At 64.9% G+C, this 12131-nt stretch carries 8 protein-coding genes; 6 read left to right on the top strand and 2 right to left on the bottom strand.

Annotated features, from left to right (window positions below; all coding sequences use genetic code 11):
* Positions 1-72: 72 nt before the first annotated feature.
* The 3 genes from AC0L27_RS26545 to AC0L27_RS26535 all read left to right on the top strand — a co-directional run bounded on the left by AC0L27_RS26545 (position 73) and on the right by AC0L27_RS26535 (position 5379).
* On the top strand, positions 73-3537 hold the full coding sequence (locus AC0L27_RS26545; RefSeq protein WP_354210440.1) for an ATP-binding protein: 3465 nt from the start codon (positions 73-75) through the stop codon (positions 3535-3537).
* A 1-nt stretch (position 3538) separates the two neighbouring features.
* A complete protein-coding gene (locus tag AC0L27_RS26540; RefSeq protein WP_354065284.1) occupies positions 3539-4333 on the top strand; it encodes a protein-L-isoaspartate O-methyltransferase family protein in 795 nt (264 codons plus the stop codon).
* A gap of 95 nt (positions 4334-4428) precedes the next feature.
* The gene (locus AC0L27_RS26535) at positions 4429-5379 is read left to right on the top strand and encodes a DUF6492 family protein (protein WP_354065281.1); all 951 of its coding nucleotides are present in this window, start codon (positions 4429-4431) and stop codon (positions 5377-5379) included.
* 3 nt (positions 5380-5382) lie between these two features.
* On the opposite strand, the gene AC0L27_RS26530 is transcribed toward AC0L27_RS26535, so the two are convergent.
* Positions 5383-6450 (bottom strand): endo-1,4-beta-xylanase, encoded by a 1068-nt coding sequence (locus AC0L27_RS26530; protein WP_473320797.1) that lies wholly within the window; start codon positions 6448-6450, stop codon positions 5383-5385.
* Positions 6451-6754: 304 nt separating this feature from the next.
* Between AC0L27_RS26530 and AC0L27_RS26525 the strand changes: the two genes are divergently transcribed.
* The 3 genes from AC0L27_RS26525 to AC0L27_RS26515 all read left to right on the top strand — a co-directional run bounded on the left by AC0L27_RS26525 (position 6755) and on the right by AC0L27_RS26515 (position 11223).
* Positions 6755-8191 (top strand): lipopolysaccharide biosynthesis protein, encoded by a 1437-nt coding sequence (locus tag AC0L27_RS26525; RefSeq protein WP_354210438.1) that lies wholly within the window; start codon positions 6755-6757, stop codon positions 8189-8191.
* A gap of 177 nt (positions 8192-8368) precedes the next feature.
* The gene (locus AC0L27_RS26520) at positions 8369-9442 is read left to right on the top strand and encodes a fatty acid desaturase (protein ID WP_354210437.1); all 1074 of its coding nucleotides are present in this window, start codon (positions 8369-8371) and stop codon (positions 9440-9442) included.
* Between the two features lie 224 nt (positions 9443-9666).
* Complete coding sequence (locus AC0L27_RS26515) at positions 9667-11223, top strand: L,D-transpeptidase (RefSeq protein ID WP_354210436.1); 1557 nt, start codon at positions 9667-9669, stop codon at positions 11221-11223.
* 22 nt (positions 11224-11245) lie between these two features.
* On the opposite strand, the gene AC0L27_RS26510 is transcribed toward AC0L27_RS26515, so the two are convergent.
* Complete coding sequence (locus AC0L27_RS26510) at positions 11246-12061, bottom strand: class I SAM-dependent methyltransferase (RefSeq protein WP_354256804.1); 816 nt, start codon at positions 12059-12061, stop codon at positions 11246-11248.
* Positions 12062-12131: the final 70 nt, after the last annotated feature.

The following is a 12131-nucleotide window of genomic DNA, read 5'->3' as shown; positions in this document are numbered from 1 at the left end:
TTTTGGCCCCAAAATCTGTGGTTGCGGGGCCCTGAGCCCTTCGACGGAGTGATTGGGTCGGGCAGAATCGCCATGCTGGAGAATGAGCCGGGCACGGGAGCGGAAGGCGGGCTGAAGCGCTGGCTCGAGGGCATCGGTCTTAGCCACTATACCGATCTCTTCGCGCAACACCGTCTCGATCTCGACGTCATGGGGGACCTGACCGAATCCGATCTGGTCGAGCTCGGCTTGCCGCTCGGCGATCGGAAGCGGCTCCAGCGGGCCATGACCGCGCTGTTCCGGGCCGAAACCGCGGAGAAGGCCGACGCGACGGTGCGCCCGCAAGTCCGGACGGAGGTCGGCGCCGAGCGACGTCAGCTCACCACCATGTTCTGCGACATGGTGGATTCCACCTCGCTCTCGGTGCAGTTCGATCCGGAAGACGTGCGCGACATGATCGCGAGCTTCCGCGAAACCTGTGTCCGCGTGGTGAAGCATTACGAAGGTTTTGCCGCCCGTTTCGTCGGGGACGGTATTTTGGTCTATTTCGGCTATCCGACCGCACATGAGGACGACGCCGAGCGCGCCGTGCGTGCGGGGCTGGAAATCGTCCGGGTGCTGTCCACCGCCCGCGCGATCGAGCCACGTGGCGCGCTCAGCCACTCACCCGCCGTCCGCATCGGCATCGCGACCGGTATCGTCGTGGTTGGCGACCTCGTCGGACAGGGCACGGAAGAGCGCGACTCCGCGGTCGGAGAAACCGTCAATCTCGCCGCGCGCCTGCAAGGTCTGGCGCCGCCCAACGGTGTGGTGATTTCCACGTCGACCCAGTCGCTGCTGAAGGGGAAGTTCGACTACCGCGATCTCGGCGTCCACGCGCTCAAGGGCATCTCGGAGAAAGCCCAGGCCTGGCACGTGATGCGCGCCTCGCGGGTGGAGACCCGCTTCGCCGCCGCGATGGGCACGCGGCTGACCCCGCTCGTCAACCGCGAGGAGGAGATTGCGCTGCTGATGGGGCGCTGGCAGCAGGCCAAGGAGGGCGAGGGCCAGGTCGTGGTCAAGTTCGGCGAGCCCGGCATCGGCAAGTCGCGCATCATCCAGGAAATCTTCGAGCGGATCGCGGGCGACCGCCATGGACAGGTCTCGTTCCAGTGCTCGCCCTATTACACCTCCACGGCGTTCTATCCGTTCGCCGAGCAGCTCAAATTCTCTCTCGGTCTCGATCGCGAGGATGCGTCCGTGCAGTCGCTGGCGAGCCTGGAGACCGCGATCGCCGCCGCTCATGGCGACATCGAGCAGGTTGCGCCGCTGCTTGCCGCGCTGTTGTCCATTCCGACCGGCGACCGCTATCCGCCGCTGGAGCTGTCGCCGCAGCAGCAAAAGGATGCAACCGTCGCGGCGCTGGTCAATCATTTCCTCGGCCTTGCGCGCGAGCAGCCGCTGGTGATCGCATTCGAGGATCTGCACTGGATCGACCCGACGTCCCGTGAGGTGATCGATCTCCTGGTCGACCGGGCACAGAACCGGCCAATCCTGGTCATCATCACCGCGCGCACCGAATTCCAGCCGAGCTGGAACGCCCATTCGCATATCACGACCCTGGTGCTGAGCCGATTGAGCCGGCTGTTGCGCGCGACGCTGGTCGAGCGCGTGGCGGGACGCGAACTTCCCAAGGAGGTCATCGAGGAGATCATCGTCAAGACCGACGGCGTGCCGCTGTTCCTGGAGGAGCTGACCAAGACGGTTCTCGAATCCAACCTCCTGACCGAACGGCACGGGCGCTACGTGCTGTCGGGCCCGTGGCGGCAGCTCGCGATCCCGGCGACGCTGACGGACTCGCTGATGGCGCGGCTGGACCGGATGGGGCCGTTCAAGCGGATCGCGCAGATCGGCGCCACTATCGGCCGCGAATTCTCCTACGAGACGCTGCACGCGGTCGCCAACACGCCCGCCGAACAGATCGAGGCCGCGCTCAATCATTTGGAGGAGGCCGGGCTGATCATGCGCCGCGGCCATCCGCCCGACGCGCTCTACTCCTTCAAGCACGTGATGATTCAGAACGCCGCGCATGCGAGCTTGCTGCACAGCGAGCGGCGCAAGCTGCATTCCCGGATCGCGCAGGTGCTCGCCGAGATGTATCCCGAGAAGACCGAGCGCGAACCGGAACTGCTCGCCCATCATATGACTGAATCCGGCCAGAGCGAGAGCGCCGCCAGCTTCTGGCTCAAGGCCGGCAAGCAGGCGGCCAAGAGTGGCGCCAATCTGGAGGCGATCGGGCATCTGGGCCGCGGCCTCGGCGTCGTGCAGGCCAATGCGCGCATGCAGGGCGCCGACGAGATGGAGCTCGAGCTGCGCATCGCGCTCGGCAACGCACTGATCGCCGCCAAGGGCTATGCCGTGCAGGAGGTCGAGGAGAACTACGTTCGCGCCCTCGAACTCGGCCAGCAGCTCGACGACGACGAAAAGGCCTTCGCCGCCACGCGCGGGCTCTGGGTCTGTCATTTCATCCGCGCCGATCTGACCCGCGCGCACGATCTCAGCGTCGAGCTGTTGAAGTTCGCCAAGCGCGAGCGGCTGAACGAAGGGACGCAACCGGCGCAGCAGACCGGCTATCTGATCGAGGCGCATCGCTCGATCGCGATGACCATGCTCTATCGCGGGCGCTTTGCCGCGTCCCAGCACCACCTGCACCGCTGCATCAACCTCTACAGCCCCGACCTGCACTCCGATCTGATGGAGCGGCACGGCACCGATCCCGGCGTCGTCTCGCTGTCCTATCTCGGCTACCTGCTGTGGTTCCTCGGCCGGCCCGACGCGGCGCGCCAGCACAGCGAGCAGGCGATCGCGAACGCCGAGAAGATCCGCCACCCCTTCACGCTCGCCTTCGCGCTCGTGTTCGGCGCCTATCTCTGCCAGCATTTACGCGATGTCGAGGGCACGCGCGACCACGCCAACCGCGCCATGATCATCGCCACCGAGCACAATTTCCTGCACTGGAAGCAGCAGGCGGCGATCCTGCGCGGCTGGGCGCTGGCGCAGCTCGGCGAGGCCGACGAAGGCCTCAGCCAGATGCGGTTCGGCCTCGACGAATACGAAGCGATGGATTCCTGGCTCGCCGGCTGCTGGTTCCGCTGCCTGCTCGCGGAGGCCTACGCCAAGGTGGGGATGCGCGACGCCGCCCTGCGCGCGCTGGACGGTGCGCTCGCGACCGCAAGACGGACCGGCGACCACTCCTACCTCGCCGAAGTCTACCGCCTGCAAGGCGAGATCACTCTGTCGGACGGGAATCCAGCCTCGGTGCAGGAGGCCGAGGACCTGTTCAACCTGTCGCTGGAGATCGCGCGCAAGCAGGGCGCACTGTCGTGGGAGCTTCGCACCGCCGTCAGCCTCGCGCGCCTGTCGCACGAGGCCGGCAAGCGCGAGCACGCTAGTCTCCTGCTCGTACCGATCGTCGGCAGGTTCAGCGAGGGCTTTTCCACGCCGGACCTGAAACAGGCGATGCAACTGATCAGCGAGCTCGGAGCGGACGCGCCTGTTCGCGAACAGGCCATCCCGTGAGATGAGCGACCTTGCCGCCGCGCGTGCGCGTTACGTGGAGCTGATCGCAAGGCGCGAGCGCATCTCCTCGACGCGCCTGCTCGAAGCCCTCGCCATTGTTCCGCGTGAAAACTTTCTGGCGAAGGGGCCGTGGCGCATCAAGAGCGAGGCGGCCCGCAACTATCGGCTGACGCCGGATGCCGATCCCGTTCATCTCCAGGACAATGTGCTGGTCGCGATCGATGCGCGCCGCAAGCTCGACACCGGACTGCCGAGCCTGTGGGCGCACTTCATCGATTTGCTCGACGTCGGGGAAAAAGACCGTGTCGTCCAGATCGGCTGCGGGCTCGGTTATTTCTCGGCCGTGCTGTCGAAGATCGTGGGCCCGAAGGGCAGGGTGCGGGCAATCGAATGCGACGAACGGCTTGCGTCGCGCGCCGCGAATTATCTCAGCGCCTATCGCAACGTCGCGGTCGTCCATGGCGATGGATGCGAGGACATCGGCGAACCCGCCGACGTGATCATCGTTCATGCCGGCTTCTCGCAGCCGCATCCGCTCTGGCTTCGTTCGCTTCGTCCGCGCGGCCGGCTTCTGGTGCCGCTGACCCAGCGGGACCGCGAAGGCGCCGCCCTCAAGATCACCCGCAAGGGCAAGGGGTTCGAAGCCGAGGCGGTGCAGCAGGTCCGGATCTTCCCCGGCCAGGGCCGAGGTGTGACCGCACTCGACGACCGCGTCGCCGACTGGTGGCAGCGCGCCTCCGCGCTGGCCCCGCTGCGTTTTCGCGGCATCGAGCAGGGGCTGCCATCGGATGGCTAATGCTTCGTTTCATTTTACCTTGATTGCGAATGTAAGTATCCAACGCGTCTCGACGCCGCTATGACTGCGGCCTGATCGCCATACGAGCGCGTGCCATGCATTCCGTTGCCCTGCTGACCGCCAGCTACGCCAAGGATATCGAACGCTTTTCGCTGCTCAGCGAGAGCATCGACACCTGGTTGACGGGCTACACGCGGCATTATGTTCTCGTTAACGATGAGGATCTGCCGCTGTTCGCGCGGTTCGCTTCCGACAAGCGTGTCATCGTTCCGGCCTCGCTCTATTTGCCGAAATGGCTGTGGGCGCTGCCGCCGGCTCTTCAGTTCATCAGCAAACGGCGCGTCTGGCTGTCGTTGCTGTCGTCACCCGTCCATGGCTGGCACATCCAGCAGATCCTCAAGATCGCCGGCGTCCTCAACGCGCCCGAGCAGCGCGTCTGCATCCTGGATTCGGACAATCTGTTCTTCCGCGAATTCGACGTCAGCCAATACGCCGGCGCCGAGAAGACGCCGCTGTTCGTCACGCGCAACGGGATCGACGCCGCCCACCCCTTGCATGTCCTGTGGCTCCGCACCGTCGATCAACTCCTTGGTATCAAGAACCGGTCCTTCCCCGCGGACGACTATGTCGGCAACGCACTGGTCTGGGACAAGGACACCGCGCGCGCGATGACCGACGGGATCAAGTCGGCGACGGGATTGAACTGGGTTCTGGCACTGTGCCGGAAGAAGAAGTTCTCGGAATATCTCATGTACGGCCATTTCGTCGCGAACTCGCCCGCGCATCTGGCCACCCATCGGATCACGGAAGACAGCATCGCGGTCTCGCATTGGGACGACACGCGCCTCGACCGCCCGGCCATCGAAACGATGATGCGCGCCGCTTCGCCCGACCAGGTGGCGCTGTGCATCCAGTCCTATTCGTCGACCTCGATCGACGATATCCGCGACGTGTTCCGCCTCAGTTCGCGCGACCGTCGCGCTCCGAGCCTGTCGCCCGAACACATGGGCGAGGAGGCTCAGTTCGAAGTGCCGAAAGCTCGCTAGACCTTACACGTCCCTCGTGAACTTGCTGATCACGTTCATGAACGGCTTCGGCTTGAACTCGCCGTCTAGCGGCAAAGGACGGTTCGGCTGCTTGTCGGCGCGGGCAAAGGTGCCGTTGATCCAGCTGTAGCGGTCCGACAGGCCCCAGGTCAGGATCGAGCGCACCGGTCCGCTGGTCGAGATCGCGGTCAGGAGGTCATTAACGCGCTTGGCAACGATGGCATCGCGCTCCGCCGGCGTCCCCGTCAGCTTCTGGTCGTCGACGTCGAGCTCGGTGACGAGCACCTCGAGGCCCCAGGCGCGCAGCTCGGTCACGAATTCCGCGAGCCCATGGGTGTCGATCTCGAGTTCGGCATGCAGATGCGACTGCAGTCCCACGGCGTGCAACGGCACGCCCTGGTCGAGCAGGTCCATGATGAGATTGCGGTAGGCCGCGCGCTTCGCAATGAACGTGTCCTTTGCCGACTCGATGTCGTATTCGTTGATCGCGAGCTTGACGAAGGGGTCGGCCGCGGCCGCCGTACGGAACGCCAGCGGAATCCAGCGATTGCCGAGGTGCTGCGTCCAGAACGAGTCGCGCCGGTCTTTTGGACTGCGCGGATTGTCCGGGATCGGCTCGTTGACGACGTCCCACGACGTCAGCTTGTCCTTGTAATAGGAGACGACGGTGCCGATGTGGTCGACATAGGCGCGCTCGACGCCCTTGCTATCCTTGATCTGCTTGGTCCAGTCCGGAATGTCGTGATACCAGGCGAGCGCGTGGCCGCGCATCGTCAGGTCGTTCTGCCGCGCGAAATCCAGGATCGCGTCGGCACGTTCGAAGGCAAAGGTGTGCGCGTCGGGACGCAGCATCGGCCATTTCAGCTCGAGCACCGGAACCACCTGCGTGCAATAGGTGCTGATGGCTCCGCCGAGCCTGGGATCGGCTTGCAGATCCCAGAGCGTGGCCGCGGCACCAAATCCCTGATGGCGCTGGGCGAGTTTCGACATCGGCGCTGCGGACGCCGATGCGCCCGCCGCGAGTGCGGCGGCGCTGCCGACAAGAAATTCGCGTCTGTCGAGCCTGGTCACGGCATTCCTTATCGAGCCAACGCGCCATCGTACCAAGCGACGCCTTGCAACGCCGGGGTTTCCCCTCGTTGGGTTAACTTTGCCATTTCCAAAACACGGTTCCTTTCGGTAGCCACGCCCCCGTCAGGGAAGGGCAAATTTAACGCTAACCCGCGAAAGCGGCCTCAAAGCCGCATTCGCCGCCCGATCTCCAGACTTATGTGACACTGTTGAAGGATGCTGCGGCGCAATTCGTTCGCCCCGCCATGGTCCAATTGATGAACGGCCGTCACACTCGCAACAATGTTGCCGGTCCCGTGCTCGCATGCTGAACCGCCATTTCTCGATTTATCTCGTCGCCTACATCCTGCCCGCGGCTGTGGGCTTCTTCGCCGTCACGGCCTACACGCGGCTGCTGACGCCGGCGGAGTACGGCGTCTATGTCGTCGGCATCAGCCTCGCCGGCATCCTGGGCGCGATCTTCTTCGCCTGGATCAAGCTGTCTGTGTCGCGCTATCAGGCGATGTCGGCCGAGGTGGATTTTCGCGGCACTGCAATGGTCGCCTTCGCGCTCACCGTTGCCGTCCTCTGCGCCACCACGCCGCTGGTCTTCCTGTTCCGCAGTGATCTCAGCGTTGGGCTGCTGCTTGCCAGCATGTTCGTCGCAATCATGGCGAATGCCGTCGATGTCGGGCAGGAGTTCGAGCGCGCAAAACTGCGCCCTTACAGGTTCGCGGCGATCTCGATCGTGCGCAGTGTGTCGAGCGTCGGTTTCGGCCTGCTCGGCATCTGGCTCGGCTGGGGTGGATTGGGACTGCTCGCCGCATTCGGCCTGGGTTCGCTCGCCGGGATCATCCTGAACCTCGTCGGGGACCGCACCAGGATCGCGCGCTTTCAGCGCAGCCAGTTCGTGCAGCTGGCGCGCTACGGCCTGCCGCTGACGCTGGCCGGATTGTCCGTTGCGGTCTACTCGGCCTGCGACCGCCTCATCGTGGCTTATTTGCTCGGCAAGGACGCCGCGGGCATCTTTGGCGTCGCCGCCGATCTGCCGCGACAGTTCATGGTCATGATCGCCTCCAGCGTTGCTGCGGCGACAGTCCCGCTGGTATTCCGGTCATTGTCGGACAAAAATACCGAGACGACGCGGGAGCGGCTGACCGAGAGCCTCGAACTTCTCCTCGTCGTGGTCGCGCCCGTCGCCGTCTGGCTCGCGCTCGCAGCCGACCAGGTCGCCGGCACGCTCGTCGGCGTCGACTTCCGCGCCGGCGTATCGGCGCTGCTGCCGACCCTGGTGCTCGCCCGCTTGTTCGGCATCGCCAATCAATTCTACGTGCAGATCAGCTTCCAGCTTGCCGAGCGGCCGTTCATGCTGGCGGCGCAGTCGTTCCTGACGCTGGTCGTCAGCGTGGCGTTGATGTTCGTGCTGGTGGCCGGCCATGGCCTCTACGGCGCGGCGCTGGCGACGCTTGCGACCGAAGCAATCGGCTTCCTCGTTGCCGTCGTCCTGATGCATCGCGCCTACCCGGTCCCGTTCGACATCCACCGCCTCGCCGGCGTTGCCGTGTCCGCCGCGGCGATGGCGGCTGCGATTCTCGTGGCACGATCTCAGGTCAATGGCTCCGGCCTCGTCCCGCTCATTGTCGTGAGCCTTGCCGGCGGGCTCGCTTATGCCGCCGCCGCGTGGTTGCTGAACGTCGCCAATGTCCGGACACTGTCGCTGCGTTTCCTGCGAACCTTCAACCGCAAGGCGCTGGGCGTTTAGCCGCGGTCTCTGACGAGACTCGGCCTCGCTGTCTGAAGCTCTGAAAGCGCCGCCTGGCTTGGCAAGGGCCCTGTTCCGACCGGAAGCGTACAGCCGCCGGCTCCAGGGCAGGGCGATTCTGTTGCGTCGATGGCCATAACCGTGCTTCTTGGGCGCCATGTCGGGAGCAGAGCAGGTATGACCCAAGAAACGCCGGAAATCCGCGCATCGGCGCAGTTGCTTGCCCCCTATCGCGAGCCCGACAATGCGCGGGGTGTCCTCGAACTGGCGATTACGGCGATACCGTTCGTCGTCATCTGGGCTCTGATCTGGGCCGCTCTTGACCAGGGCTATTGGTTTGCCCTCCTGCTGGAGGTGCCCGCGGCGGGTTTGCTGGTCCGCCTCTTCATGATCCAACACGATTGCGGACACGGCTCGTTCTTCCGCGGCCGCGTTGCCAACGATTGGGTCGGCCGTGCCATCGGCGTGATGACACTGACGCCATACGGCTACTGGCGGCGTAACCATGCGGGCCACCATGCGAACTCCGGCAATCTCGATCAAAGAGGGTTGGGCGACATCGATACGCTGACCACGCGTGAATTTCTCGGGCGGTCGCGATGGCGTCGGACGCTGTATCGCTTGTATCGACATCCCCTGGTGATGTTTGGCGTCGGTCCCTCGTATTTGTTCATCTTGAAGCACCGATTGCCGGTGGGGATGATGCGTCGCGGCTGGAAACCCTGGCTGAGCACGATGGGCACGAACATCGCCCTCGCGGTTCTCGTCGTAACGATGATCCAGCTGGTCGGCTATGGGCCGTTCCTGCTCGTGCATCTGCCGATCGTTGTTCTGGCGGCATCGATCGGTGTCTGGCTGTTCTACGTCCAGCACCAGTTCGAGCACACGCACTGGGCCCACGACGAAACCTGGAATTTTCACGACGCCGCGCTGCACGGCAGCTCTCACTACCAATTGCCGGGTGTCTTGCGATGGTTCACGGCAAATATCGGCGTCCACCACATCCATCATTTGTCCAGTCGAATTCCCTCCTATCGCTTGCACGACGTGTTGCGCGACCATCCGCAGTTCGCTGGTGTCGGGCGGATTACGCTGCTCCAGAGTTTGCGGACCGTGCGGCTGACCTTGTGGGACGAGGAGCGGCAGCGGCTCGTCTCCTTCGGAGAGGCGGCCTTGTTTGGCAAGACAGCCGTGTTTGGAGGGGCCGCCTTGGCCCCAGCGGCTTCGCTCACGCAGCCCCCGCGCGGCTGACGAATGTCGTGAGCGTCCGCCCCCCGGTCATTCTGCCGCAGCGATAGACCGCCAGCTTCGGCCGCACGCCGCCCTTCCGCCTGCGCCAACCGTCGTATATGAGATTTATCGCCCAAACGTGCCGAATCTCGCCACAGACGGAACGTAAGGCGGCTGCGATTTCTTAATTCAAAGATCGCAATCTGATCAATGACCGGCGGACTGGCATTTCGACCGAGGATGGCATGAGAAACCTGATGACGACGGCGCAATCCACCGTGGCGATGCGGCGTTGGGGGCCTCCAGGGATTGTGATCTTGGCGGCAATGCTCGCCTTTGCGGCTGTGGGCCCGGCCAATGCGGCCAAGCAGGCGCGCCAGCCGGCCGAGGCGGTGGCGCCGCGCGAGGCCGGCGAGCCGATCATGGCGATCGTGTCGATCAAGAGCCAGCAGGTCACCTTCTACGACGCCGAGGGCTGGATTTTTCGCGCGCCGGTGTCCACCGGCACGACGGGACGCGAGACGCCGGCCGGCGTCTTCGCCATCGTCGAGAAGGACAAGGACCACCGCTCGACCATGTATGACGACGCCTGGATGCCGAACATGCAGCGCATCACCTGGAACGGCATCGCGCTGCATGGCGGGCCGCTGCCCGGCTATGCCGCTTCGCATGGCTGCGTGCGGATGCCGTTCGGCTTCGCGGAAGGCCTGTTCGACAAGACCAACATCGGCATGCGGGTGATCATCTCGCCGAACGACGCGGCTCCGATCGACATCGTTCATCCCGCATTGTTCATGCCGAAGCGGGACGCCATTGCGGCGGCGCCGGGCCAGATCGGCAAGCTCTCCGGCGAGGCCGAGGAGGCCACAAGGGCGGCCGACGAGGCCAAGAAGGCCGCGACTTTGGCCGCGAAGGAGGCGGCAGCGCTGCCGGCGTCGCTGCGCAAACTGGAACAGCAGAAGACCCGCGCTGACGCCGAGTTCGCCTTCGCCGACAAGCAGCTCGCGGCCGCCAAGACCGATCAGGCCCGCGCCAAGGCCGAGGAGCTGAAGCAGAAGGCCGCCACCAGGGCCGCCGACGCGGCGACGCAGCTCGATGCCGCCAAGGCCGCCGCACAGCCGAAGCGCGATGCGGTCGCGGCCACGAAGGAGGCGGCCAAGGCGGCAGCGGCCAGGAAGGCCGATGCCGTGAAGGCTGCGACCGACGCAAAGCTCGCGCTCGAACCGGTCTCGGTCTACATCAGCCGCGCGACGCAGAGGCTCTACGTGCGGCGGAACACGCACAAGCCGGCACCGGACGGCGGCGGCGAGGTATTCGACACCAGCATCGAGGTTCCCGTCACGATCCGCAATCCGGATCAGCCGCTCGGCACGCACATCTTCACGGCGATGGCGAAGAACGATACGGGCCTGCGCTGGAGCGTGGTCACGATCGAAGACGGCGACACCGCCAGGAACGCGCTCGACCGCATTACCATCCCGCAGGAGGTGCTCGATCGCATCGCGCCGACCGCGTTGCCGCGGTCCTCGATCATCATCTCGGACGAGCCGCTGAGTGCTGAAACCAACTACCGCACCGAGTTCGTCGCGGTGCTGAGCAACCAACCCCAGGGTGGTTTCATCACGCGCAAGCCAACCGCGCCTCCGATGGCCATGGCGAGCGACGACGGCTGGGACAATGGCGGCAATGGTTTCGGCTTCTTCTTCCAACGCGATCCGAACCCGCAGCCCGTCAATCCGCGCCGGCGCGGCCAGTATCAATATTATCAGCCGGCACAGCCGATGCAGCGGGGCTTCTGGTAGGAGGCGGGCAGATCGAAGCCCGTCACGACCGCCGCGCTTCGATCACGATAGCCTGGATCTTGCCTTCGATCGGTCCGGACCCATGGCGCGTTCGGATCGCCTCGGCAACGATGTCGGTCGCAGCCTGAAGCTTGCTGGCATCGCGTGCCTCGATCTCGCTGCGCAGCGGCGTGCCCTGGCAGAGCGCGATCGCGACGTGCTCCGGCGACGGCGCCCGGCTTATTTCAGTTCGCGTTTCGATCGATATGTCACGAAAACCTGCGTGTTCGAGGTCGGTTCTGATGACGGCCTTGTCGTGATAGCCGTGCGGCGTCCGGGCCATGAAACGGGGCGGGTCGTCGGGGAACAATTTTTCGAGCGCGACCGTTGCTTCATGCGTCAGCACATTGTCCTCGATGCGATCCCAGACGTTGAACACGAACGTGCCGTCGTCCTTCAGGACGCGCTTCACCTCTCCGTAAGCCTTGACGCGGTCCGGAAAGAACATGGCGCCGAACTGGCAGCAGACCACGTCGAAGGCGGCATCCTCGAAGGGCAGGGCCGCTGCGTCGGCCTGGCGCCACGAGATGCGATCGTCATCTGACTGACGCTGCGCCGCGACGGCGAGCATCGGCTCGTTGAGGTCGGTCGCGACATAACGGACGCCGCGCGGCAGTGCCGCCGCCACCGCGCGCGTCACTGCGCCGGTGCCTGCCGCGATCTCGAGCAGCACGGAGGGAGAGCGGGCCGCGACACGCCTTGCGATGTCGTCGGCGTAGACGGCGAAGATCATCGGTACCAGATATTGGTCGTAGAGCTTTGGGATCGAGCCGGCGAAAACCTTGTCAGTGTTGGACATGCTTGCCTCGCTGAAGGTTCGGACACGAGGCTCATATTACCATGGATTGCGGTCTACCGCGCCAGCAGCG

The sequence above is a fragment of the Bradyrhizobium sp. Ken51 genome, from assembly GCF_055807435.1.
The sequence above is the reverse complement of the archived record's forward strand: the minus strand, read 5'-3'. Positions and strand labels throughout refer to the sequence as shown.

Bases quoted from the DNA above. Each gene is read 5' to 3' on its own strand.
- AC0L27_RS26545 (WP_354210440.1), top strand. From the start codon at position 73: ATGCTGGAGAATGAGCCGGGCACGGGAGCGGAAGGCGGGCTGAAGCGC.
- AC0L27_RS26540 (WP_354065284.1), top strand. From the start codon at position 3,539: ATGAGCGACCTTGCCGCCGCGCGTGCGCGTTACGTGGAGCTGATCGCA.
- AC0L27_RS26535 (WP_354065281.1), top strand. From the start codon at position 4,429: ATGCATTCCGTTGCCCTGCTGACCGCCAGCTACGCCAAGGATATCGAA.
- AC0L27_RS26525 (WP_354210438.1), top strand. From the start codon at position 6,755: ATGCTGAACCGCCATTTCTCGATTTATCTCGTCGCCTACATCCTGCCC.
- AC0L27_RS26520 (WP_354210437.1), top strand. From the start codon at position 8,369: ATGACCCAAGAAACGCCGGAAATCCGCGCATCGGCGCAGTTGCTTGCC.
- AC0L27_RS26515 (WP_354210436.1), top strand. From the start codon at position 9,667: ATGAGAAACCTGATGACGACGGCGCAATCCACCGTGGCGATGCGGCGT.
- AC0L27_RS26510 (WP_354256804.1), bottom strand. From the start codon at position 12,061: ATGTCCAACACTGACAAGGTTTTCGCCGGCTCGATCCCAAAGCTCTAC.